This window comes from Clostridium sp. BSD9I1 (assembly GCF_900185645.1).
Classification (GTDB): Bacteria; Bacillota; Clostridia; order Clostridiales; family Clostridiaceae; genus Clostridium_AK.
Map to the genome: position 1 here is coordinate 358,875 of NZ_FYAM01000006.1, position 25,973 is coordinate 384,847.

Here is a 25,973-nt window from a genome sequence, read left to right on the forward strand (position 1 = left end):
TTTTTAATTTTTCTAAAGAAACTGTTGACATAAAGTTAACTTTACCCCTTATCATATGGTTATAGATGCAATTAATTATGATTAGCAATTACTCAGTGGAGAAGGGGGTGCTCTATGAGCTATACCATTAGACAAGTAGCAGAGAAAATGGGGGTTGCAGTTTCCACCCTGCGTTACTACGATAAAGAAGGACTTTTGCCGTTTGTGGATAAAAAGCCAGATGGAACCAGAGTTTTCAAAGATGAAGATTTTCAAGGCTTAGGTATTATAGCCTGTATGAAGAATTCTGGAATGCCAATAAAAGATATAAAAAGGTACATGGATTTGTGTATAGAGGGGGATAATACTCTTAAGGATCGGTTGGAGATTTTTCTTGAAAGAAAGGAATATGTTCAAAAGCAGATGGAAGAATTAAAAAAGGTAATGGAAACTATTGAACATAAAATATGGTATTATGAAACAGCGATTGAGGCTGGCACAGAGGCAATCCATAAACAAAACAAAGAGTATGAGTAAGAGAACAAAGTTAGAAAAAATGCTTTTAGTGCAAGAAACAAAATAAATTAGTGGAAATGGAAGGTGCTAACTTGAGTAAAGTATATTTTATTAAAAATTCGGAATCAGATTATGCGAGGCTTGGAAAAGATGCCTTGGAGCTATTAAAAAAAGTAGTATCAGAAACTGGACACCAGTTTGAAAAAGAAGTGCCTATAAAGGTTCATTTTGGTGAAAAGGGAAACAAAACCTTTATTCCTGCAAAATGCTACGAGGAAACCATAAGTTATTTGAAAGAAAACGGAGTATCACCGTCTTATATTGAAACTAATGTATTGTATAGGGGATCAAGGACTACTACAAAGCTACACATTGAAACAGCAAAAGCTCATGGCTTCACACAGATTCCAATCGTAATAGCAGATGGAGATATTGGAACAGAATATGATGAAATAGAAATAAATAAAGAATATATTAAAAAATGTAAAATAGGTAAGGGTTATGGGAAATTCAAACAATTTATTATTATGAGTCATTTCAAGGGTCATGTAGAAGCTGGATTTGGTGGTGCTCTAAAGCAGCTTGCTATGGGTTTTGCTGCTAGAGGTGGAAAATTGGAGCAGCATTCTGGCATATCTCCTGTGGTAACTGCTGAAAAATGTATTTCCTGTGGTATTTGTGTTAAAAAGTGCAACTTTGAGGCCATTCAAACTCCAGACACTGCGGTAATTGATAGTAGTAAATGCATTGGCTGTGCAGGGTGTATTGCTGTTTGTCCTCAAGGTGCAATTGAAAACACCTGGGGAGGCTCTCATTTTTTTGAGAAACTTTCAGAGTATGCCTACGGAGCGTCAAAAGATAAAGACAACATATACATCACCTTTGTACATAATATTACCAAGGAGTGTGACTGTGCAGGTACACATATGAAACCAATTGCAGATAATATCGGTATTCTTGCTGGAAAAGATCCTGTTGCTTTGGATACAGCATGCCTTGACTTAGTTCAGGAAAACAGCAGGAAAAAACTTTTTGAAAAGGGTAGGACATCTCTTAGTCATGCAGAAAAAATTGGATTAGGAACAATGAAGTATGAGCTAATTGAAATTAAGTAGAGTACAATTACTATTTATTAAACAAACTTTTTAAATTAAATATTGTTTTTTTATTCCCTTGGTAGAAAGTAGTAGAGAAATATGCTTTAATATTAAATATAAATGATAAAACAGGAATGAATTTGGAGGGGTATTATGAATGTAAAAGTTTGTGTAGGTTCAAACTGTACGCTGCTTGGAGCGATGGGTATTTTAGACCAAATTGAAGACTTAAAGGACATTATTAATGAAGACTTAGATAACTATAATGTTGAAGAATTGGAAGTTGAAGTAGTCAAGTGTTTAGGGTTTTGCAAAGGAACTAATAAAAAAATATCACCCGTAGTAGTTATAGATGACGAGACAATATTTAATGCTACTAGCCAGATTGTAATGGAGAAAATTATAAACAAAGTAAGAAAGAAGTAAAAGAAAACTACGGAGGAAAAGTTTGTCATGAAAGAAAGCTATGTTAATCTAATTAATATTAGAAGAAAGGTATTTTCTACTATTGCCAAAATGGCATACGATGCTTCTGATCTAAGCGAATTAGAGAAAGCATCTTTTGAAATTTTACCTAATGAGGTAGGTATATATAGAGATAGTATATTTAGAGAAAGAGCAATAGTAGACGAGCGACTAAGACTAACAATGGGTTTAGATGCAAGAAAACCAACTGAATATCACCGTGTTACTGATGGGATTTCCGAAGTAGATGTGGATAAAACTCAATTTATTGAGCCTTTGGTAAATGTTATTACCCATGCATGTGAAGCATGTCCGACTAAAGCCTTTTATGTAACAGACAATTGTCGAAAGTGCTTGGCTCATCCATGTACTAATGTATGTCCAACAAATGCAGTTTCTATAGGAAAGAATAGAGCAATTATTGATCAGGAAAAATGCATTAAATGTGGTAGATGTAAGGAAACCTGCCCATATAGTGCAATTGTAAAATATGAAAGGCCTTGTGCCGCTGCATGTGGTGTTAATGCAATAGATAGTGATTATTTAGGAAGAGCTCAGATAGACAGAGACCGATGCGTATCCTGTGGAAGATGCATTACTCATTGTCCTTATGGAGCCATTGCAGATAAGTCTCAAATATATCAGCTAATCAAATCACTAAAGACCAATACTCATATGTATGCCATAATAGCTCCCTCATTTTTGGGACAGTTTGGACCATTAGCTTCTCCGGTTCAAATATTTGAGGGTATAAAACAGCTTGGCTTTAGAGATGTGGTAGAGGTAAGCTTGGGCGCTGATATTACAACTCTTCACGAAGCAAAAGAATTTCTTGAAAGAGTACCTAATGATATTCCTTATATGGGAACAAGCTGTTGTAATTCTTGGACTTTAATGGTTAAAAAGCTATTTCCAGATCAATACGAATATATATCGGACTCTGCTTCTCCGATGGTTGAGACTGCAAAGCATATTAAGAAAATTGACCCAGATGCAAATATAACATTTATAGGGCCATGTATTTCCAAGAAATTAGAAGCATTAAGAGAAGATGTTAAGGACTATGTACACTTTGTAATAACCTTTGAGGAACTTATGGGTATGTTTGTTGCCAAGGAAATAGAATTATCAGAAATAGAAGTATCTAAAGAAATACAGGATGCTTCAACATTAGGTCGAGGATATGCTATAGCAGGGGGAGTAGCTGAAGCAGTAAAAAAGACTGCTTTGATTATTGACCCGTCAAGGGAAATTAACATAGAAGGTGTATCAACTTTACATGAATGTGTAAAGCTTATGAAGGTAGCAAAGTCTGGAAAAAAGAATGGATATTTGCTTGAAGGTATGGCATGTCCCGGTGGCTGTATTGCTGGACCGGGAACAATAGCATCGATGAATAGAGTTAAAAAGGCAGTAGTAAATTTTAAAAATGAGTCTGAATATAAAACTCCATTTGATAATGATATTATTGATAAAAAGTTAAGAAATAAATAAAATATAAGGTTCATATTAATGTAGCTTAGTATACATTGATATGAACCTTATATTTTATTCTGCATTTGTTGTATAAATCTCTTTTTTTGATGAAAAGAAAAACCGTCATCACTTTCGTGATGACGGTTGAAAACTAATAGTTTTTCAGTGGCCTCAGGTTATACACCAATCTTTTTGTAATCTAAGATGCAATCTCTTAGCTGCTTGCATATAAATATGTTTTAAAATTAGAATAAATAGATAAGGTTTGCATTTTGGTTTTCAATTAATGAAAAATATTATTTTTTAAATAATGTAAAAAAGTCTGCAAGAAATTGTCCCATTTCTAAGGAGGAAAACTTTTCGTCCTTTTTTGAATTGATCCATTTTATAAAAACTCCAGCATATCCATAGGAAAGAAGTATAGTTAAGTAGCTAATATATGGCTTAGGAAATATTTTCTCAATATCCCAGTCTTTGCGAGTTTTAGATTGCTCCTCAATTATTAAATTAGTTAATTTTTCAAGAAATAAGCCATCTCCGTTTTGACCAAGGAGCAATTTAAATATTTCAGCATTTTCTTCTATGTAATTGAAATAAGATGAATAGATTCGAGTAGCATCTGGTAATTCCAGAGTCAATGTTTTTCCTTGACTACTTTTTCTAACAGCGTGAAAGTTTTCCTTAAGCCCGTCAAGAAATTCAACTTGAATACTTTCTAGTAGCTCATACTTATTTTCGTAATGAGAATAGAAGGCTGCACGAGATACACCCGCTCCAGTTATTATATCCTTTACATGGATTTTATAGAAACTTTGTTTTTTTAGTAAAGACAAAAAAGAATCGCGAATTAGTATTTGAACTCTAGTCAAATTTTTGCTATAGCATTTAGCCATAAATACTTCCCTTTCTGAAATTTTGTTTAAAGCTATTATAAATAATATTTTTTTAAATAGCAAGTAATAAAATTTTGTCGTGCCTAATACAGTTATTTTATTTATAAAAGCAAAACTTTAAGTAATCTTTACCACTTGTATAAAACAGGTGAATGAAAGCGAATTTGAAATATCATAATCTATACTAAACAAATATTTGTACATTTTCTTAAATATGACCAATATTGTACATATATGTAATTGTGTTTATTGATTATGAAAGGCTAGTATTTTAATATTTATATATAAAATGACATAAAACAGTTGGCGTATGATTAAAGCTTAGTCAGATAATAAAAAAGGAGGATGAATATGAGAATTGGTATTTATGGTTGTGGAGCAATGGGAACAGTACTTGGTGCATTTTTAAGTAGGCAAGGATTAAACGTTGAGTTAATTGATGTTTATGAAGAACATGTAAATCAGTTAAACAGAAATGGCGCGACACTGGTAGGGTTTGAAAACTGGACAACTTCCGTAAAAGCGATTTTACCGTCTGAAATGGAAGGAATTTATGATTTAATTATTTTATTTTGCAAACAAACTGCAAATAAGGAAGCGTTTAAAATAATTAAGCAACATATTAACAATGAATCATCAATATTAACCTTGCAAAATGGTTATCCTGAGCCAAGCTTGATTGAAGTATTTGGGGAAGAGCAGACTTTAGGAGGTACGGTTTTATGGGGAGCTACATTTGTGGGACCCGGTGTATCTGAGGTTACAGAACCTTTAAATGAAAAAAATGAATTATTTGAAATAGGAACTATAAGCGGAAAAATCAATGAAAGGGTAAAGATGGCGGCAGACATTCTTGAAAAAATGGGATCAACACAAATTACTGAAAACTTAATCGCTTCTAGATGGACAAAGTTGGTAGCGAATTCTAGCATGAGTGGCATGTCGGCAGCATTAGGTTGTACATTTGGCGATATTCTAAAGAATGAAGAAGCCATGAAGCTGATTGGAAGAATTGGTGTGGAATCCGGGCTTGTATGCAAAGCTGCAGGTGAATACTTTGCTTCTCTTTTTGGCACAGATATTGATAATATTTTAAAAAATGGAGATCAAAATTCATGGATTAGGTTTGTTGAATCAGTATATAAAAAAATGGGTGCAGCAAAAGCAAGCATGCTTCAGGATTTAGAAAAAGGAAAGAAAACTGAAGTAGATATGATCAATGGATATATTTGCAAGTTGGGTGAGAAGCATAAAATAGCAACACCAGTAAACGATTCAATAGTAGAAATTGTACACGGAATAGAAACTGGAAAATATTCTTTATCAATGGACAATCTAAGATTATTTAAGAAATAGATTGTACTGCACTATATTTGAAGTGAATCAACTGATAGCAACAAAGAATTAATTAAACAGTTTAATTAATGGAATGTTATAGAAAAGGAGAGAAAGAATGATTATTGATAGTCACTTTCATCTAGATGAAACAATGTTAACACTAGAGACAATGATAAAAGAGATGGATAAGAATGGTATAGATAAAACTGCACTTATTGCTCCATTTAATGAAACAATGTTTTCAGAAGAGGAAACGACTGAAGGTAAAGCAGCATTTGATCACCTTAGGCAATTGTGGCTTGATGGAACCCCAGATGGATATGATATATACAATACTTTTATTGATGAAAAGAATTTTATACTTGGTGGGAATAAGTATCCTATGTATCCAAAGCCTGATAATGCTTTAGTTAATAAAGCAATAGAGAGATATTCAGATAGATTTTATGGATGGATTACAGCTCATCCAAAGCAGGAAGATGTAATGCAAGAACTTGAAACCTATATAAATAAACGTGGGTTTATAGGGGTTAAAGCTCATCCGTTTATGCATCAATATAAAATTAATGAGTTGGATAAGGTAGCTGATTTTTGTGTGGAAAGAGGGAAACCTATGCTTATCCATCTGTCAGGTGAAAAAGATTCATATAAATATTTATCCGAGAAATTTCCTAAACTAAATGTTATTTATGCACATGTTGGTGTACCACACTGGAAAGAAATGATGACATATGCCAACGTAACCCCAAATGTTTTTGTAGATTTATCAAGTGATTATCTTAGCCAATCTATTGTTGAGAAAGTGGTAAGTAAAATAGATTACCGTAAATTGATTTATGGATGTGACGGACCTTATGGAGCAAAGGGTTTTAATCAATATGACTATTCAGAAAAAAAAGGTTGGATAGAATCTCTTAATATTCTAGACTCACAGAAGGAATATATACTTGGTAAGAATTTTGTGGAGTTAATTTGAAAATATTAAGAAATGAAAAAATAGAGAGGTTACACCTGTAATAAGTTATTTAATAGGTGTGAGAATAAAAAGGATATTTCTTTTATCTAATTTCTATTGCATTTCGATTGCAGGAAATGAATTTATAAAGAAATAAAAATAATATATTTTTAGGAGGATTTTAAGATGAGAGATTTAAAGAATAAGAGAGTGATAACTGCGGCAATAATTGGTTCATGGCCAACAAAAAAAGATAATCCTAATATATCAATTACTCCACAAGAAATTGCAGATGATGTTTATGAATGTTGGAAGGCAGGCGCTGCTATTGCACATATTCATGTTCGAAATGATGATGGTACGCCAACAATTGATTTTGAAAAGTACAAGGAAACCATAGCATTGATTCGAGCAAAAAAAGACTGTGATATTTGTATCAATATTACAAGCTCAGGAGCTGCTGAATTTGATGATAATAGACGTATATATCCACTTCAGAAATTGTTACCGGAATTAGCTTCATTTGATGCAGGAAGTTTAAATTGGATGAACACAACCATTTTTGAAAATCACCCCAAATTTTTGGAAAAACTTGGTTATGCTCTTCAAGAATCAAATATCAAACCAGAAATTGAGATTTTTGATGCTGGTATGGTATATAATGCTATACATTATATGAAAACAGGAGTGTTAAAAGCGCCTTGCCATTTCCAAATAGTTCTTGGAGCACCAGGTGGAATGACTAATACTATTGAAAATTTAGTATACTTAAAAAATCTTATCCCAGAAGGTTCGACTTGGGCAGGATGTGGAATTGGTAGCGGACATATGCCTATAATGATGGCAACTATTGCAATGGGAGGACATCTTCGCGTAGGTATGGAAGACAACGTTATGTATCAAAAGGGTGTTATTGCAAAATCAAATGCACAATTTGTTGCGCGTGCAAAAAGGTTACTAGAAGAAGCTGGACTAGAAGCAGCAACACCAGATGAGGCTCGTGAAATTTATGGACTTACAAGAAAAGTATTTTAACAGGGATAATTGACTTTGTATTAAATTATTAAAGAGGTGTAATAGTATGAATTTACAATCAAAAGTAGCTTTAATTACAGGATCAGGAAAAGGAATAGGGAAAGCAATTGCAATAATGTTAGCTTCAGCTGGAGCAGATATTATTATAAATGATATAAGTATGAAAGATGCGGAAGAAACAGCGGCAGAAATAAAGGCAATGGGAAGAAAAGTAATGACTTCCAATGCAAATGTATGTGCTAGAGAGCAGGTTGAACAATTATTTAATGACATAAAAACTCAGTTTGGAAGATTAGATATCTTAGTTAATAATGCAGGAATTACAAGGGATGGTTTATTCTTGAAAATGACAGATGAACAGTGGAACCAGGTTATTGATATAAATTTAAATGGTGTATTTTACTGTACGCAATCTGCTGCATTATTAATGAAAGAGCAAAATTCAGGAAAGATTGTAAATCTGTCTTCTATGGCTGGACAAGCGGGCAATGTAGGTCAAGTAAACTACTCAACTAGCAAGGCAGGAGTAATTGGAATGACAAAAACATTATCAAAAGAATTAGCTCGTTTTAATATTAATGTTAATGCAGTAGCTCCAGGAATAATAAAGACATCTATGACAGATGCAATTCCTGAGAAAGTAATGGAGGGAATGCTAAAACAAATTCCCTTAGGAAAAATAGGTTTACCTGAGGACATTGCTAAATTAGTTAAGTTTTTAGTGTCAGAAGATTCAAACTACATCACAGGTCAAGTTATAGCTTGTAATGGTGGGTGGTATGTATAATTACTAATATGTGGAAAAATTAGAACTGACACCTGTGATAAGTTATTTCATAGGTGTCAGAATAAATAAGGATATTTCTTTCGTTTTATATGTATTTTATTCACATTAAAGTAAAAAAGCTTTAAAAATAATTATTGAAGTTTTCTATAAATGGTAATCTGATAAAGGATAGAACAGAGTTTAACAAATAATATAGACTTAGTATTGAGAAAGAGGGGTATTACTGTGAAAAATCAAATGAGAAATGTAGTAATTGTGGCTTATGGAAGGTCGGCTATCGCACGTTCTGGTAAGAAAGGAGCTTTAAGAGAACTACATCCTGTGGATATAGGTGGTTTGGTGTTAAAAGGGATTCTAGAGAAAAAAATACCACAGTTAAATCCTTCAAACATTGAAGATGTTATTGTGGGCTGTGCTCAACAAGATTTAAAGCAGGGGTATAACATGGCACGTCTTATATCTGCTAGGGCAGGTGTTCCAGATAGTGTTCCGGCAATGACAGTTAATCGTTTTTGTTCAGCTAGTTTACAAGCTATTGCGCTTGCAGCAGGACAAATTGAGTCTGGACTCAATGATATCATTGTGGCTGGTGGAGTTGAATCAATGACGGCTGTTCCGATGACTTATGATAGGACAACTTTTCAAAACGAATGGCTTGTGGAGAATGTGCCTGACCAATATATGTCTATGGGACTTACTGCAGAAAATGTAGCATCGCGTTATGAAATAACACGACAGGAAATGGATGATTTAGCAGCACAAAGTCATAAACGTGGTGCAATAGCACAAGATGCAGGTAAATTTGATGATGAGATTATTCCTTTACCTGGCGTAGATGACGAGGGAAAGGAAATTATTTTTAAAAAAGACCAGGGAATTCGTCTTGGTACTAGCAAAGATTCACTTGCTGAATTAAAACCATGTTTCATTGAAAATGGTATTGTTACAGCAGGAAATTCTTCGCAAACAAGTGATGGAGCTGCCTTTGTAGTTCTAATGTCTGAAACTAAGGCAAATGAACTTGGTATAAAGCCAATTGCCAAGTTTATAGGATATGCAGTAACTGGATGTGAACCTGGTTACATGGGATTGGGACCTATATATTCAGTACCTAAGGTTATGAAAAATACAGGATTGTCAGTAAATGACATGGACGTCATAGAGTTTAATGAGGCTTTTGCTGCGCAGGCTATTCCTTGCATGAGAGAGTTAGGAATGGATTGGGAAAAGGTTAATCCAAATGGAGGAGCAATAGCAATGGGACATCCGTTGGGCGCTACTGGTGCAGTTCTGACTTGTAAAGCACTAGGGGAGCTAAAACGAACAGGAGGCAAATATGCCCTTATCACAATGTGCATTGGTGGTGGTATGGGAGCAGCAGGAATTTATGAAATGTGTTGAAGGGAGACTTATATGAATTGGAAGGAAATTTATAAAAGTAAGCTTGTCAATTCGGAAGATGCTGCTTCTAAAATTAAATCTAGAGACAGAGTAGTTATAGGGCATGCAGCTGGAGAACCATCAGTATTAATTGACGCAATGATAGCTAATAAGGAGAACTACAGAAATGTAGAAATAGTTAGCTTTGTAATACTTGGTAAAGGTGAATATGCAAAGCCTGGTATGGAACAGTATTTCCATAGTAATACAACTTTTGCAAGTGGAGCTACTAGAGAAGCTATAGAGTCTGGAAGAGGAGACTTTATTCCTTGTTTCTTTTATGAAATTCCTAAGTTATTTAAGAAAGGATATTTACCTATAGATGTTGCCTTAATTCAGGTTAGTTCTCCAGATGAACATGGATATTGTAGTTTTGGAACATCGGTTGACTATATTAAACCTGCATCAGAATGTGCAAAAATTGTAATCGCAGAGATAAATACTAAGATGCCTAGAACCTTGGGAGATTCATTTATTCACGTATCAGAAATAGACTACATAGTTGAAACGTCTCACCCAGTATTGGAACTTCCGTTGCCTAAAATTGGTGAAGTTGAGAGGGCTATTGGTCAGAATTGTGCATCTTTAGTAGAAGATGGTTCAACCTTACAACTTGGTATAGGAGCTATACCTGATGCAGTACTTTTATTCTTAAATGATAAGAAGGATTTGGGAATACATTCAGAAATGATATCAGATGGAGTAGTAGAACTAGTAGAAGCAGGCGTGATAACTAACAAAAAGAAAACTCTTCATTCAGGGAAAATAGTTGTAACTTTCCTTATGGGAACTCAAAAACTTTATGATTTTGTTAATAATAATCCTGCGGTTGAAATGTATCCTGTGGATTATGTAAATGATCCTACTGTTATCATGAAGAATTATAAGATGGTTTCTATAAATTCTTGTGTACAAGTTGATTTAATGGGACAGGTATGCTCAGAATGTATAGGTTCAAAACAAATCAGTGGTGTAGGAGGACAAGTTGACTTCGTAAGAGGTGTAAGCATGGCGAAAGATGGTATATCAATAATTGCAATACCATCAACAGCTTCAAAAGGAAAAGTTTCAAAAATAGTTCCTTTCTTAGATCATGGAACGTCTGTTACAACTTCAAGGAATGACGTAGATTATATAGTAACGGAATATGGTATTGCTCAGCTAAAAGGCAAGACTTTAAGAGATAGAGCGAGAGCTTTAATAAATATTGCACATCCAGATTTTAGAGAAGAACTGATAGAAGAATTTAAAAATAGGTTTAAGTCTGATTTCAAATAAGCTGTGTAAAAATACTGTTTCTAATAAATAATTAGTTCTTGAACATTAAAGATTACTTTAAGAATGGAGGTTCAAATTATGGGCTCAATAGGATTGATATTAGGTATTATGATATTGATAATATTAGCATATAAAGGAGTGGGAGCATTACCACTTACTATATTAGCAGGATTAGTAGTTATTATTACAAATAAAATGAATGTATGGTCAGCATTTTCAGATTTCTATTTAACTGGATATGTAGGGTTTATGAAAAATTACTTTTTGATATTTGCAGCGTCATCGCTATATGCAAAATTAATGGAGGAATCCGGAGCCGCAATTGCTATTGGCTATAAATTCATAGACTGGTTTGGCAAAAAAAGAGCAGTAACAGTTATTTTCCTAGCAACAGCAGTATTAACATATGGTGGAGTAAGTTTGTTCGTAGTTATATTCGCTATAGCTCCTATTATAATGGTATTGTTTAAAGAAGGAGATATTCCAAGAAGAATTTCAGTAGGCTGTTTGACAGCCGGAGCATCAGGATTTACAATGACAGCATTACCAGGAACCCCAGCAATTACAAATGTTATACCAACAAAATTTCTTGGAACAAGTTTAACAGCAGCACCAATAATGGGTATTATAGCTTCTATTATGTTCATAGTTATGTCTATTTGGTATTTGAATTGGGAAACGAAAAGACTAAAGGATGCTGGAGAGCATTTTACATTTATACCTGGTACAGATGCTTCCAAGTATGAAATAGATAGAAGCAAGCTCCCTTCTACAATAACATCATTTATTCCATTGATTGTTATTATAGTTATGCTTCTTACAATGAAAAAAATAGTGACTAACTCAACTACATTAGTTGTATTGGCAATGGTTGTGGGCACAGCATTGGCATTGATTTTGAACTGGAATATAATATTAGACAAAAAGGCTGCAATAAACAATGGCTTGGGAGGCACTCTGGGTGCTTTAGCAGGACCGTGTGCAGTTGTTGGTTTTGGTACTATTGTACAAAATGCACCTGCATTCCAAGAAATAGTTAGTATGGTATTGGGCATGAACATGGATCCTTACGTAAAAGGTCAAATTGCAACAGCAGTTATTTCTGGTATAACAGGTTCATCATCAGGCGGGTTGACGATCACTCTTCAAACAATGGCAGAAACAATGAAGGCGTCCGGCGCAAATTTGGAAATTATGCATAGATTAATAGCAATTGCAGCAGGTAGCCTGGATTCACTTCCCCATTCAAGCGGACTTTTCTTGGTACTTGGATATTTAGGATTGAATCACAAGGAAGGTTACAGGTTTATAGGCATAACCACAGTTATTATGCCAATCATAATTTGTGTGGTATTAACATCTGCTGTAATTATGATGGGATATTAATTTTAATAGCAAAATATACATTGATTTACTTGAAGAATAGCCTAAAATTGAAACTAAACATTTATATGGGATATGCATATTGATGCACCTGTATTTATAAATTGAGGTGATAAATATTATGACAAAAATACATACTTTAGAAGAGGCATTAAAAAATATTAAAGAAAATACAACTATTATGGTTGGTGGATTTCTTGGAGTTGGAACTCCTGAAACAATCATAGATGGATTAATTGTTAATGGAATTAAAAATCTAACAGTTATAGCAAATGATACTTCATTCCCTGATAGAGGAATAGGGAAGTTAATTTCCAATAAGCAAGTGAAAAAAGTAATTGTATCTCATATAGGTACAAACCCTGAAACAGGAAAACAAATGAATAGTAGGGAAATTGAAGTTGAGTTAGTTCCACAAGGGACCTTAGCTGAAAGAATTAGAGCTGGTGGAGCTGGGTTAGGAGGATTTCTTACTCCAACAGGTATTGGAACAATTATAGAAGATGGAAAGCAAAAATTTAATATAAATGAAAAAGAGTATTTGCTTGAGCTGCCTATTAGAGCAGATATAGCTATTATTTTAGGTGCTAAGGTAGATAAGAAAGGAAATATCTATTATGATAAAGCTGCTAGAAATTTTAATCCTCTAATGGCTATGGCCGCAGATTTAGTTATTGTTGAAGCTGATGAAATTGTTGAAGTTGGAAGTATTGACCCTAATGATGTTATGACTCCAGGTATTTTCGTTGACATTATTGTACAGGGGGGGAATTAAAATGAATACATTACAAGCAAAAGAAGTAATTGCTAAAAGAGTTGCTAAAGAACTTAAGGATGGTTATGTTGTTAATCTAGGAATTGGACTCCCAACATTGGTAGCAGATTATGTACCAAATGATATAGAAGTAAATCTCCAATCTGAAAATGGTTTTGTAGGAATTGGACCAACTCCCAAAGAAGAAAAAGAAATTAAAAACTTAATTAATGCTGGAGGCATACCAGTTACAACAATGCCAGGGGCATCTTTCTTTGATAGTGCAACCTCATTCTCTATAATTAGAGGAGGACACGTTGATGTTACGGTATTAGGCGCTTTACAAGTGGACCAGAAAGGAAATTTGGCTAATTGGATGGTTCCAGGAGAGATAATACCAGGTATGGGAGGTGCTATGGATTTAGTAGTAGGAGCTAAAAAAGTGATTATCGCAATGACTCATACAGTTAAGGGTAAAGTGAAAATTCTAAAAAAATGTACTCTTCCGCTAACTGCACAAGGACAAGTAAATCTTATTATTACAGAAATGGGAGTTATGGAAGTTACTAATGAAGGTTTGCTCTTAAAAGAAATAAATCCTGAATTTAGCGTGAAAGAAGTGCAAGAAGTAACGGAAGCAGACTTGATTATAGATGAAGATTTAAAATATATGCTGACATAGTATGGAAAGATAGTAATGATTGTAATAAGATAAGAACAGTATAAATGATTTAGCAGTTTTTGCTAAATCATTTTGCAATTATATTTTCGAAATAGATAAAGTTGAGAAAATTTTTGCTGATATAAAAGATAAATTTGGAATACTTGGCATTTTAATTAATAGATCCTAGTTTTATTTTCCTCAATACCTCTAAGATGAGAGTTTTAATTTTGACCAATATCTTTATCTTGTGATTTTTTTTCAAGCTACTCTAGCTGGTTTTTAAGTTTATGTTTTGCCTTTCTTAAGCGTGTCTCCAGAAGGTTCTTTTCCGCATACATATCTAATATAAACTTTGTCAGGGACATGCTTCTTTTTCTCATCTATCATATTATGACCTCAGTGTTCACATTTAAGTATTGAAGATAAGAGATGCATACCTTGACGATTTAATAATTAAAGAAACAAGAATCAGGTGTAAAGGGTGCTAGTCAATAAGAAAGGGTAAAATTTTAGGAAATATATTGGTGATAAAACACAATCGATTTACAATTGCCATAGTATCTATTAAAAGACTACTGATTAATAATTTGTATTGGTGTTACAATAGGAACTGTATTGGCAAGCTCCAAAACATCTTTATTATACATTCTTATGCATCCATTAGATACTCTTGTACCAATCGATGCAGGATTATTTGTTCCATGTATTCCATAGTGAAGGATACTTAATACCATCCATCTCACCCCAAAAGGTCCTCCAGGATTCACCTAATGACTTGATACCTGAGTAAATATAAGCTTGGAATAAAATGCTTATAGTATTTAAAAGAAGTCCTTTGTATAATTGTAATATATTGCATAATGGCATTTGAGAGTCTAAAAATACAAAATAACTATGCTATAAGAAAAATGTGGACAAAGACTTAAATTAGTAAGACCATAATTATGAAAGTAACATATAAGTTGTACTAAGTTAATAAAGTCAAGAGAATCAGTGGAATAATGAAATATGTCTTCTATACATTGTTAAAAGCCAACGATTGTGAAGCACGATTAAAAGAAATTATTAATTATGGAAAATTATCAGAAATAGATGATGGAATGAAAATTGAATGCAAGTTGAAACTTCCAATTTTGATCCTGTTTATGTATATAGGAATGGCGCTATTATTTGGAGTGTATACAATAAAGGCAGCAGCTCTTTTTATAAATTATGTAGCAAGTTCATTTTCAAGTATAGTTAACGGTAAAAAAGATATATTTAATTCATTAATAGCATTACCAGTTTCTATTGTAATCATTTTGTTTGGCAAAGAAATAAGTAAATGGCAGAAAGAGAAAATAATCAGTAAGATGAAAACTACTTTACAAGTTTATAAAGAAGAAAATAAATAAAGTTTTAAGGCGTAAGGGTATGATATGACGACTTAACTATATCAAACTATTAGAATTAGGAATGATGAACCGTACCATAACTAATGTAGACCATAATAAAACTATGAGTCTGTACCAATAGTATAAACATACTTTTGGTACAGACTCATAAAATAAAGGCCCTTGTAATACTAATCTGTCAGCTGCTCTCGCATTTCTGATAAATACTTACCTCTTATGAACAGGAAGTAGAGAATTTGAACTAATAAAAAGCTTCCCATTACTAAGAATGCTGCACTAGTAACTTCCATTTCAAAGAGATTTTTTAGTGCAGTGAGGGCGAATGAAGAGTGAATTACAGCCACTATAAAAGGAATCAGGAAAAGTGTTCCAATCTCAAAGGTAACTATCTTTTTAATTTCCTTATAAGTAAGACCAATCTTATTGAGCTGCATGTATTTTCTTTTATCAGCTTCTTCATCCATGTAGAATCTGTTATATATAAAGCTTCCAGAGGCCACAAAGAATATAACCCCTATGAATATTGTTAAAAACAGTAAGGTTCCGTAGCCTCTTTTTTCAGATTCATAGATATGGGACTTGGATAATAACAAGCTGAAACTGTTCTCTCCATACTTTTCTGCAAACCTGTCATATACTTCATAACTTTCAGCCCAATTATTTACTTGATAGATGTATATGGTTGTGGAAGTATCTTTGTCCGCAACTCTGTCAAACAAACTATTATTAACTACGTAAACATCATTATTAATTACATATGTTAGCCTTGAGTCGGCTTTTTGGGTTACACTTAACAGGCTGTTTTCAATTTTTATTGACCCTCTTATTATCTTCCCATCCTCAAATGGAATTTGAATAGCCTCATTTTCATTTAAAGATAGAGGTTTAATATTTAATAGATCTGCTAATCCTCTATAAGTGCTTTCACTAATCAGAGTAAATATTTCATTATCCTTTGAAGTGTAGGTTGCGCTTTGAAATACTACTTTTTTATAATTATAATTTTCTTTTTTTAAAATATCTTCAAGAAAACCGGTCTCTTCAGCAACCATATCAGTTTTACCGAAAGTGGAGTAAACAAAAGCGTAAGGGTGTCTTTTTTCAATATTACCCAAGGTGTTTTTCCAAAATGCAAAACAGGTTCCTATAGAGGTAAAGGCTACTGTTGAGGTTATTGCTACAAGGAAAAACATTCTTGAATTGTCCTTTAATTTGTAAAACAGGTTTGAAATCCAAAGCAGGTTGGTATTTTTTAAATAAAGCTGTCGGTTTTTCTTTAAGAGCTTAATGAAAAAAACACTAAACTGTGAAAATAAGAGGTAGGTTGCAAAAACAACCATTGCTACAACGGGCAGCATGATTTTTTCAAGATTTTCCTTTCTGGCAGTTAGGGACATATAGTAGCCAACCAGTAAAATTACAAGTCCAAGCAGTGCCAAAAGGCTGAAGGATTTAGGCTCGGGCTTAGGTGCTTTTGTGGCTTTAAGAAGCTTTAACACTTCATTTTCTCTTATAATAAAGGAAGTAAAAAGTGAAACTAAAACTCCCAGCAAGATAAAAGAAGTCAGAGTAATGATTATTGCTTTTACAGGGAAATAAAAGTTCAAGCTATTAAGATTAAAAAACTTCTCTATGAGTCTTAAATAAATTTTTGAAAAAATCAATCCTAATATGATTCCGCTTAGGGTTGCGGCTGAGTTTATAATAATATTTTCAAGAAACAACATCTTGTGAAGCTGTTTTTTTGAAATACCGGTTATATATAAAATTCCAAATTCCTTATATCTGCTTTTTAAAAATACACTGATGGAGTAAAATACAAAGAAAGATAAAAACAGATATGCAATAATTTCAGTTATGAAAATTGCTATGTTTATATAGGATTTTAACTGCCCCTTGTTTGGGTGAAATAGGAACATGGAAAAGGAAAAAAATAACGCTGAGGATATACAAATGCTGAGAAAATAGGCAAAATAGGCTTTAGCATTTCTGGATACATTTTTATAGGTAAATTGATTAAATTCCATTAGTTAGCACCTCCGAGCATTGAAAGTACATCGATTATCTGCTGGTAAAACTGCTGGCGCCTTCCTCCATTATAAATTTCATTATATATGCTTCCATCTTTGATGAAGAGTATTCTATCACAGTAACTGGCTGCTGCAGGATCATGGGTTACCATTATAGTAGTAACCTTCTCGGATTTATTTATCTCTACAAACAATTCCATAACGGTTTTTGAAGCTTTTGAATCCAGGTTTCCAGTAGGTTCATCTGCCAATAGCAATGAAGGATTGTGAATCAAGGCTCTGGCTATAGCTGTTCTTTGAGCTTCTCCACCGGAAACCTCAAAGGTTCTTTTATTAAGTAATTTTTCTATTTTAAGTATTTCAGCTGCTCTTTTAAGGCTTTTATCCTGCTCAGTTACAGGAACAGCATCTAGTGTCAAAGGTAAAACAATATTTTCGCCTATGGTCAAGGTATCCAAAAGATTAAAATCCTGAAAAACAAACCCTAACTCTCTTCTTCTAAATAGAGAAAGCTCATCTCCCTTTAGAGACAGGGTGCTTTTTCCCTTAATCAGGATATCGCCTGCAGTAGGCCTATCTATAGTTGACACCATATTAAGCAGGGTAGTCTTACCGCTTCCGGAAGGACCCATTATTCCAACAAATTCACCATCTGCCACAGTAAAACTTATATCTTTTAAAGCATTGAAAAGTACTTTTTTTCCATATACTTTGCTTAGGTTTTTTACATTTAATATTTCCATTATTAACACTCCTTTATGTTTGCTGCATAGAACACCAAAAGTCTAATGAATTCTGATTCCATACTCATAAAATGCAAGGCTCTTTTTATGCTCTATATGCTTACATGTTTAATTATAGTAAGTATCATGGATTGAAGCTATTCAACTTTCTTACAGTTATATTACATCCATGTAAGGTAATAAGCTCTATTATAATTAAAACTTTCAGTATATATTAAAAAAGAACACATATTGATTAAAATACATGTCCTTCAAAGTGAACCCTTAAAATTTATCAATTTCTGAAAATATTAAACGCAGCTTGGTGCCCTTGCCCACTTCAGATTCAATTTCTACTTTGTGGTTCAGGTTTTCACAGATTTTTTTTACAATGTACAGGCCCATGCCAGTAGACTCTCCGTACTTTCGTCCGTTTTCTCCCGTAAAGAAAGGGTCAAAAACTCTCTTAATATCCTTAGCTGGTATGCCGATGCCTTCATCAATAATTTCCAGTATAATTTTACTGTCTTGAATATACGCCCTTATATTCAGCGTTTTGCCTATTCCTTTTGAGTATTTAACTCCATTTGTTATGATTTGGTTCAGTATAAATTTTATCCATTTACTGTCTGTATAAACTTCAAGGCTACTGACAATTGCCACCTTCGGCATTACTTTACTTTTAATAAAGAGCCTTTTTTCATTATTTATAGTGTCTAAAACCAACTGCAGCAGGTTGATTTTTTCTATTACAAAATCTTTTTCAAAAGCATCCATTCGTGCAAAATACAAGGCAAGATTCAGATTCTTATCCATTTTATATACTTCTTCACTTATATTTTCTGCAAGAGGTTCGCTTTCGTATTCTTCAAGCTGAAGCCGTATTACGGACAGGGGAGTCTTCATCTGATGAACCCATGTATTGATAAAGGTCAGGTGATCCTTCTGCTTTTTATCGTATTCCTGCATTTTTGCTTCGTATAGCCTGTATTGCTGACTGAATAGTTTTGATATATTCTTTCCGGCTAAAGAGTTTCCGAGAGAGACAGTGGACTCTTCAATTGAATTCATTCCCTTTTCAAACAGTTTATAAACCTCTTTGGTTTGGTAATATCTAAAAGCTAAAAAACATAGAAGTATAAAGGAATTAACCAGGATTAAATAAAAAATCTCTGACAAAGCAATATAGTTCATAAGCTCACAGTAGAATAAGGTTAATACAGTACCAAAAAAATATATAAATATGCAGACTTTATTATCCCTTAAAAACAGTTTCATTTAATTTATAGCCAACTCCTCGCACAGTCTCTATTCCATTTTCAATATCAAACTCCTGAAGCCTTCTTCTTAACCGTGTTACATTTACATTGAGGGTATTTTCCTCAACAAAAGCTGTGTCATCCCACATTTTTTCTAAAAGATAATCCCGGCTTACTACTCTAGGGTATCTTTTAATGAGACATTCCAGCAGTATCCCTTCCTTCTTGGTTATGATTAAGGTTTTATCTTTAAATTGAAGCTCCAGTCTTTCAGGGTACAGCTTCAAGTCGCCCAGCTCTACGACGCGCTCCTCGGTATTGGAAGCATAATTGCCATAAGCTCTTCTTATATGACTTTTTATTTTAGCCAGCACCACTTCTGAGTAGAATGGTTTTGTTATATAATCATCCGCACCGTTTTCAAGTGCCATTACCTGATCCATTCCGCTTTCTCTTGCGGATATAAAAATTATGGGAACTATTGATGTTTCTCGTATTTTTCTGCACCAGTAAAATCCATCAAACTTGGGTAAATTAACATCCATCAATACCAGATCAGGTTTGAAGGATGCGAATTCCTCCATAATGCCGCCGAAGTCCTTGGAAAGTTTCACTGTAAAGCCGTATTTCTCTATATAATCTCTTAACAGGCTGCCTATGGATAAATCATCTTCAACAATATATATCTTATACTCCATAGTAAGTACTCCTTCCATATTAACATAAACATTAATTACAATTATTAAAGCACAGGTTTCACAATAATATTAGTATAACAAAGTATGGGGTACTTGTATTATAAAAATTTAAGATAGAGAAAAAATATACGTTATAACCATTACGGAGAACCGTATCATAAATGAGGTAGACCTTTTGTATAAACATTATAAAATTTGATGTTTAGCAGAATATAAATATATTCTGCTGCTATTTTTAAAAATGTTAGCTCACTTTCATTCAAAAGCTTAGCAGCTCTTCCTATTATAATGGAAGAGACTGCATAATACTAAAGATTTTTTAGCTGTACTTATAAAGTTATACTAAAAGTATGTAAATATTATATTAATAGGAGAAAATACTAAAATGGATATAATATCTAATTCACCAAAAATCCCCAGAAACGAAGTGTTTAGAAAAAGGATTCTAGGGTCGGCAAGGACTCTTTTCATCGAAAAAGGCGTTGAAAATATAAATATGCATTAAATTGCAAAGATGGCCCAAATAGGTCAAGCAAGTCTATATAGACGTTATGCAGAAAAAGGTCAAATTTGCATGGAAATTGTGTCTGAAGAATGTCAGCCATTATTTGACGAATTACAAGCATATCTTAATCAGTCTTCAGATAATTTACCTTTGGAACGGCTTTATCAAGTAATTATAAAATTTATTCACTTCTTAGAAGTTAATACACCTTGGTTTAGTGATATTAATCGAGCTTCAATTGGATATGGTCCATTGCAATCTCCATTATTCAAGGGGATGCGAAACATATTCAACGATTTGCTTTAAACGAAGAGTATTTAGATTACTTGGAGGGCTTCGTAAAGGCGATATTAAGAGAGCAGGTTAAGGATGATTCAGGATGGCATAATCAAAGTATTGCAAGTAGGATTCCTAAATGGATTCAGGACTCAAAAAATAGGGAGAAAGTTTTAAAAGGTATTTCAAAATTAAGAGAAATGTTATGATGAGCAATATTTGACACTATAAATTAAATAGGGAGATAATTCTATGCAATGTTTTTGTAAAGAACAAAGTTATGATTTAGTGGTTGAAGCGGATTTTGGTGCGGACTCAATTTAATTTGTGAGATTCATAGCAATATAGCTTATTATATTACTATGAATCTTTATTATTTATTCCACAGGAAGTTTATATTTTATCACAACCTCAGATTTGTTGAAAACTTCTATACTATAAATTCTTTTTTTTAACCATAGCTTTATGTTGGCCGGATCATTTAATAATAATATTTCAAGGGATACTCTTTTTTTAGCTGCTTGAAGTTCTTCAAGGTGTATAATTCCAGCTTCAAAAGTAGTAATTTTAAATCATCCTAGCACCTAATAAAAAACTACTGATTAATAATTTGTACTGGTGTTCCAATAGGAACTGTATTGGCAAGCTCCAAAACATCTTTATTATACATTCTTATGCATCCATTAGATACTCTTGTACCAATCGATGCAGGATTATTTGTTCCATGTATTCCATAGTGAGGGATACTTAATCCCATCCATCTAACTCCAAAAGGTCCTCCAGGATTCACAGCTTTATTTACTATTTTAAAATTTCCTAAAGGAGTAGGAGTAGAGGGTTTACCAACGGCTACAGGATATGTCTTAACTACATTATTACCAGAGTATAGTGTTAAGGTGAGGTTTTTTGTATTAATTACAATTCTATAGTTTCCTTGTCTATAGTTTGATTGAGTTCTAAAATTATAATCTTCCATTGAGAATTGACTACCCATAATATAAGGGCAAATAAACATAATATAACCTCCAATAAATATTACATTAAGTATTATATTCATGATTATAGAAATAAGTTAATGAATATTCACATACATTATATGGAAATAATGTAAATAATATTATATAATATTTATAAATGTTAAAGTTGTGGGGTGATATTATGAAAAACATTGTTAAGGATATAGGTATTGGAAGCATATCTATATTTTTATTTATATTGTCTATAGGTTTTTCTATAAGTTTTAAGGGTTCTCCCGCAGTTGGTGACTTGGTTTTACAATCGATAGGATTAAAAGCTTGGTCCGATGAAAGTGGAGGACTTCATTATACTATACTTTATTCACTAGGCATGCTTTATTTATCTTGGCTTATAGGAAACAGCTTTCCCAATCATTTGTGGGCATCTATAGGCAGAAAACTATCTATAGCTTTAAGTCTATGTATAACTGCATTAATACTTGTATCTACTTCAATATGATATACTAACTAATTGGCTTTTGTTTGAAATAAGCTGATTCAGTGATGTATAATAACCATATGATACCTTACTACTTAGTTTAAACTTTACTTACATAATGATTTTGCAATTCATTTAATAATATTATTAGGAAAAATTAGGGGGGTAAAAATGTTAATTAAAAATGGAAAGATAATTACCATGACAGGAAAGGTTTATGAAAATGGATGTATACTAATAAAAGATGGTAAGATAATAGAAATATCAGAACATATAGAGGAAAAGAAGGAAAAAGTTGTAGATGCAAAAGGAGGATGGGTTATTCCTGGTATAATTGATGCTCACTGTCATGTTGGAATATTTGAAGAAGGAATTGCTTTTGAGGGAGCAGATGGTAATGAAATGACAGATCCAATAACTCCACATCTTAGGGCAATAGATGCAATAAACCCCATGGATAGTGCTTTTGAGGATGCGAGAAACTCTGGAATAACTACAGTTATGACAGGGCCTGGAAGTGCAAATGTAATAGGTGGACAGTTTGTGGTTATGAAAACTTATGGAGTTTGTATTGATGATATGGTTATAAAAGATTCAGCAGCTATGAAAATAGCCTTTGGTGAAAATCCTAAAAGAGTATATCATGGCAAAGGAAAAGCTCCTTCTACGAGAATGGCTACAGCAGGACTTCTAAGAGAAACCTTGGTTAAGGCTAAAAATTATATGGCAAAAAAGAACTCTGCAAAGATTAAAGGAGACAGTTTTGAGGTAGACATTAAGATGGAAGCATTAATACCTGTACTTCAAAAGAAAATACCTCTTAAAGCACACGCTCATAGAGCAGATGATATATTAACTGCAATAAGAATAGCAAAGGAATTTGATGTAAATTTAACTTTAGAACACTGCACTGAGGGAGAATTTATAGCTAAATATATAAATAAAGCTAATGTACCTGCAGTAGTAGGGCCAACTCTGACTTCTAAAACAAAGGTGGAAACTAGAAATAAGTCCTTTAAAACTCCAGGAGTTTTACATAAGGAAGGGATCAAAGTAGCCATAATGACGGATCATCCTGTAATACCTATTCAGTATTTATCTTTATGTGCAGGGCTTGCAGCTAAAGAAGGACTTGGAATAGATGAAGCACTAAAAGCTATTACAATAAATGCAGCTGAAATAGCAGGAGTAGATGATAGGATTGGAAGTATAGAGATAGGAAAAGATGCGGATATAGCTATCTTTGATGCTAATCCTTTAGAAGTATTTACAAATACGCTTTATACTATAATAAATGGAGAAGTTGTGTTTCAAAAATGCTAATGAACGTTTGTTAGGTGCTCATCAATAATTAGTTGTTTAACTGTGGACCTATTTTATATTAAAAACCATGTGCGTTTTTTAGCCGCTAATCACTAATCCTTAGCTAGAGATTAGTGACTAGCACTTTAAATAACATCAAGTGATTCTTAGACTCAGGTGGAGTTTGCTTATGAAGAATACTTATCTCCAACTGAGTCTTAGAAGAACTTATCCAGGGGCGTATCAGCAGCTATCTCCTACTTAAGAAAAGCAGATATCACAAATCTATGATTTGGTGATAGTCGCTTTCACAGAGTGTGATGGGAGTATTACGGATGGTTGCCATCGGATAAATAAAATCAAAGTAAACCTAAAGTTTGCTGGTAAATAGAAAAGGAGACTTAGTAATGGCTTCCTATGATAAAAGAAAATCAAAGTATGAAACTTTACTTATAAAGCAAAGGCAGCTTGCAAACTTTATAAGTACTTTAAGAATTATTATATTTGTAGCGGGATTATTTTTTACAATGTATCTTTACTACAAACTTAGAAGTGAATACATATCTACTATTATATTCTTAGCTTCGGTTATAGCATTTACAATATTAGTATATTGGCATGATAAGGTTATAACTTACAAGAATACTTTAGAGAATATATTTATATTAAATGACAAGGGAACAAAACGAATAAGTGATAAATGGAGAGAATTTGAGGATAAGGGAGAAGAATTCATAAATACAGAGCATCCTTATACTTATGATTTAGACATATTTGGAAAAAGTTCATTATTTCAAAAGATAAATGAGACTAATACCTTTTTAGGAAGAAAAAGATTAGCATCGGTGCTTTCAGGACTTAATTTTTCGACAGAGGAATTATACGAAAGGCAAGAGGCTATTAAGGAATTAAGCAAAAAAATTGGATTTAGAGAAAGATTTATAAGTGAAGCTATGATAAATAAGGGAGAATATAAAGACCCAGAAGGACTTTTTAAATGGGGAAAAGAAAAAATGCCAATATATAAAAATATGGCTATATTCCTAGGTACAAGAATAATCTCACTAATTTCAATAGCTCTTATAATAATATTTTTTATAGGAATTGTTCCGTATAGAGTGCCACTTACAGCATTGTTGATTGAAGGATTACTTCTTCTGCCTGGTGGAGGCAAAAGAGGAGAGGCATTAGGTATTGTATTTAGATATAAAAAAAATATAAGAAATTATTATAATTTAATAGCTCTTTTGGAAAAACAAAGTTTTAAGTCTTCTTATTTAAAAGAGATTCAGGAAAAATTAAAAAGAAGTAATAGTACAGCAACAAAAGCAATAGATGAGTTTTATAAAATTTCTAGCCTTACAGGGGATAGAGCTAATATGGTTTATATGCCTATAAATATAATTTTTCTTTTAGACTATTATATAGCGTTTCGTCTTGAAAGATGGAAATCTACCTCAGGAGAAGCGCTTCAGGACTGGTTTGACGCAGTTGCAGAGATTGAAGCATTAATGAGTTTAGCTGTACTTTGCTATGAAAATGAAACCTGGATTATGCCAGAATTTAAGGAGGAAGGACTTTTATTTGAGGGCAAAAATATAGCACATCCTCTTTTAAGTAATAATAGGATTTCAAATGATGTGAAAATAAATGATAAAAATAAAATTCTTCTAATAACAGGATCTAATATGTCAGGAAAAAGTACTTTCTTAAGAACTGTAGGAATAAATACAGTACTGGCTTATACAGGAGCACCTATTTGTGGTGAAAGGCTTACATTAAGTCCAATGAAAATATATACGTGCATGAGAATAAGTGATAATTTAGAAAAGAATATATCATCCTTTTATGGAGAACTACTAAGAATAAATATTATAGTAAAGGCAGTAGAGGAAAGGGAACCTATACTCTTTTTATTAGATGAAATATTTAAAGGTACCAACTCATTAGATAGGCATACTGGGGCTAAAATTCTTATAAATAAAATGAGTAAAGAAAATGCAATAGGTCTTGTATCAACTCATGATTTAGAGTTAGGAGATTTAGAAAAGAGCAATAGAGTTGTGAAAAACTATAATTTCAGAGAGTACTATAGTGAAGGTAAAATACATTTTGACTATAAACTAAGAGAAGGAATATCAAAAACAAGAAATGCAATGTACCTTATGAAACTTGCAGGTATAGATGCAGAAGAAAATACTTTATAGCGCATATTTTTAATATGTGCTTATTTTTATTGATAAAATTAAGAGCCACTGATTTATATAAAATC

General features: G+C 32.9%; 23 protein-coding genes and 1 pseudogene. 17 read left to right on the forward strand and 7 right to left on the reverse strand.

What is annotated here, in order from left to right:
- The first annotated feature begins 114 nt into the window (after positions 1-114).
- From BSD9I1_RS04575 to BSD9I1_RS04590, 4 genes are all read left to right on the forward strand, one after another.
- Positions 115-516, forward strand: coding sequence for a MerR family transcriptional regulator (locus tag BSD9I1_RS04575; protein WP_186429328.1), 402 nt, complete (start codon positions 115-117; stop codon positions 514-516).
- 71 nt (positions 517-587) lie between these two features.
- Positions 588-1,610 carry a DUF362 domain-containing protein gene (locus BSD9I1_RS04580; RefSeq protein ID WP_035309999.1) on the forward strand — a complete coding sequence of 341 codons (1,023 nt, stop codon included), beginning with the start codon at positions 588-590 and terminating at the stop codon, positions 1,608-1,610.
- Positions 1,611-1,745: 135 nt separating this feature from the next.
- Positions 1,746-2,018, forward strand: coding sequence for an NAD(P)H-dependent oxidoreductase subunit E (locus BSD9I1_RS04585; RefSeq protein ID WP_035310001.1), 273 nt, complete (start codon positions 1,746-1,748; stop codon positions 2,016-2,018).
- A gap of 27 nt (positions 2,019-2,045) precedes the next feature.
- Positions 2,046-3,551, forward strand: coding sequence for a 4Fe-4S dicluster domain-containing protein (locus tag BSD9I1_RS04590; protein WP_035310003.1), 1,506 nt, complete (start codon positions 2,046-2,048; stop codon positions 3,549-3,551).
- Between the two features lie 278 nt (positions 3,552-3,829).
- Here the strand turns inward: BSD9I1_RS04590 and BSD9I1_RS04595 are convergent, their stop codons facing one another.
- Positions 3,830-4,426: a TetR/AcrR family transcriptional regulator gene (locus BSD9I1_RS04595; protein WP_186429329.1), complete on the reverse strand. Its 597-nt coding sequence runs from the start codon at positions 4,424-4,426 to the stop codon at positions 3,830-3,832.
- 351 nt (positions 4,427-4,777) lie between these two features.
- On the opposite strand from BSD9I1_RS04595, the gene BSD9I1_RS04600 reads away from it, so the two are divergent.
- The 9 genes from BSD9I1_RS04600 (at position 4,778) to BSD9I1_RS04640 (ending at position 14,078) form a co-directional block, all read left to right on the forward strand.
- Positions 4,778-5,782 (forward strand): ketopantoate reductase family protein, encoded by a 1,005-nt coding sequence (locus tag BSD9I1_RS04600; protein WP_186429330.1) that lies wholly within the window; start codon positions 4,778-4,780, stop codon positions 5,780-5,782.
- Between the two features lie 97 nt (positions 5,783-5,879).
- Positions 5,880-6,740 (forward strand): amidohydrolase family protein, encoded by an 861-nt coding sequence (locus BSD9I1_RS04605; protein WP_186429331.1) that lies wholly within the window; start codon positions 5,880-5,882, stop codon positions 6,738-6,740.
- Positions 6,741-6,905: 165 nt separating this feature from the next.
- Complete coding sequence (locus tag BSD9I1_RS04610) at positions 6,906-7,754, forward strand: 3-keto-5-aminohexanoate cleavage protein (RefSeq protein WP_186429332.1); 849 nt, start codon at positions 6,906-6,908, stop codon at positions 7,752-7,754.
- A 46-nt stretch (positions 7,755-7,800) separates the two neighbouring features.
- Complete coding sequence (fabG, locus tag BSD9I1_RS04615; protein WP_186429333.1) at positions 7,801-8,541, forward strand: 3-oxoacyl-[acyl-carrier-protein] reductase; 741 nt, start codon at positions 7,801-7,803, stop codon at positions 8,539-8,541.
- A gap of 237 nt (positions 8,542-8,778) precedes the next feature.
- Positions 8,779-9,942, forward strand: coding sequence for a thiolase family protein (locus BSD9I1_RS04620; protein ID WP_186429390.1), 1,164 nt, complete (start codon positions 8,779-8,781; stop codon positions 9,940-9,942).
- Between the two features lie 12 nt (positions 9,943-9,954).
- Positions 9,955-11,259: an acetyl-CoA hydrolase/transferase family protein gene (locus tag BSD9I1_RS04625; RefSeq protein ID WP_186429334.1), complete on the forward strand. Its 1,305-nt coding sequence runs from the start codon at positions 9,955-9,957 to the stop codon at positions 11,257-11,259.
- Between the two features lie 78 nt (positions 11,260-11,337).
- A complete protein-coding gene (locus tag BSD9I1_RS04630; RefSeq protein ID WP_242966411.1) occupies positions 11,338-12,645 on the forward strand; it encodes a GntP family permease in 1,308 nt (435 codons plus the stop codon).
- Positions 12,646-12,763: 118 nt separating this feature from the next.
- Positions 12,764-13,417, forward strand: a complete 654-nt coding sequence (locus BSD9I1_RS04635) for a CoA transferase subunit A (protein WP_186429335.1) — start codon at positions 12,764-12,766, stop codon at positions 13,415-13,417.
- A gap of 1 nt (position 13,418) precedes the next feature.
- Positions 13,419-14,078: a 3-oxoacid CoA-transferase subunit B gene (locus tag BSD9I1_RS04640; RefSeq protein ID WP_186429336.1), complete on the forward strand. Its 660-nt coding sequence runs from the start codon at positions 13,419-13,421 to the stop codon at positions 14,076-14,078.
- Positions 14,079-14,632: 554 nt separating this feature from the next.
- Here the strand turns inward: BSD9I1_RS04640 and BSD9I1_RS04645 are convergent.
- Positions 14,633-14,827 (reverse strand): annotated as a pseudogene (locus BSD9I1_RS04645) (L,D-transpeptidase); the annotation flags it as partial.
- A 234-nt stretch (positions 14,828-15,061) separates the two neighbouring features.
- Here BSD9I1_RS04645 and BSD9I1_RS04650 point away from each other — a divergent pair.
- Positions 15,062-15,454 carry a hypothetical protein gene (locus BSD9I1_RS04650; RefSeq protein ID WP_186429337.1) on the forward strand — a complete coding sequence of 131 codons (393 nt, stop codon included), beginning with the start codon at positions 15,062-15,064 and terminating at the stop codon, positions 15,452-15,454.
- A gap of 170 nt (positions 15,455-15,624) precedes the next feature.
- Here the strand turns inward: BSD9I1_RS04650 and BSD9I1_RS04655 are convergent, their stop codons facing one another.
- The 5 genes from BSD9I1_RS04655 to BSD9I1_RS04675 form a co-directional block, all read right to left on the reverse strand.
- Positions 15,625-17,481, reverse strand: a complete 1,857-nt coding sequence (locus BSD9I1_RS04655; protein WP_186429338.1) for an FtsX-like permease family protein — start codon at positions 17,479-17,481, stop codon at positions 15,625-15,627.
- Positions 17,481-18,227, reverse strand: coding sequence for an ABC transporter ATP-binding protein (locus BSD9I1_RS04660; protein WP_186429339.1), 747 nt, complete (start codon positions 18,225-18,227; stop codon positions 17,481-17,483). Before BSD9I1_RS04660 ends, BSD9I1_RS04655 begins: the two co-directional genes overlap by 1 nt.
- 264 nt (positions 18,228-18,491) lie before the next feature.
- Positions 18,492-19,484 (reverse strand): HAMP domain-containing sensor histidine kinase, encoded by a 993-nt coding sequence (locus BSD9I1_RS04665; protein WP_186429340.1) that lies wholly within the window; start codon positions 19,482-19,484, stop codon positions 18,492-18,494.
- Positions 19,462-20,163: a response regulator transcription factor gene (locus tag BSD9I1_RS04670; protein ID WP_186429341.1), complete on the reverse strand. Its 702-nt coding sequence runs from the start codon at positions 20,161-20,163 to the stop codon at positions 19,462-19,464. Before BSD9I1_RS04670 ends, BSD9I1_RS04665 begins: the two co-directional genes overlap by 23 nt.
- 1,376 nt (positions 20,164-21,539) lie before the next feature.
- The gene (locus BSD9I1_RS04675) at positions 21,540-21,920 is read right to left on the reverse strand and encodes a L,D-transpeptidase (protein WP_186429393.1); all 381 of its coding nucleotides are present in this window, start codon (positions 21,918-21,920) and stop codon (positions 21,540-21,542) included.
- 182 nt (positions 21,921-22,102) lie between these two features.
- Between BSD9I1_RS04675 and BSD9I1_RS04680 the strand changes: the two genes are divergently transcribed.
- The 3 genes from BSD9I1_RS04680 (at position 22,103) to BSD9I1_RS04690 (ending at position 25,908) form a co-directional block, all read left to right on the forward strand.
- The gene (locus BSD9I1_RS04680) at positions 22,103-22,420 is read left to right on the forward strand and encodes a hypothetical protein (protein ID WP_186429342.1); all 318 of its coding nucleotides are present in this window, start codon (positions 22,103-22,105) and stop codon (positions 22,418-22,420) included.
- A gap of 150 nt (positions 22,421-22,570) precedes the next feature.
- Positions 22,571-23,722, forward strand: a complete 1,152-nt coding sequence (locus tag BSD9I1_RS04685; protein WP_186429343.1) for an amidohydrolase — start codon at positions 22,571-22,573, stop codon at positions 23,720-23,722.
- A gap of 386 nt (positions 23,723-24,108) precedes the next feature.
- Positions 24,109-25,908, forward strand: coding sequence for a MutS family DNA mismatch repair protein (locus BSD9I1_RS04690; protein WP_186429344.1), 1,800 nt, complete (start codon positions 24,109-24,111; stop codon positions 25,906-25,908).
- The last annotated feature ends 65 nt before the right edge of the window (positions 25,909-25,973 follow it).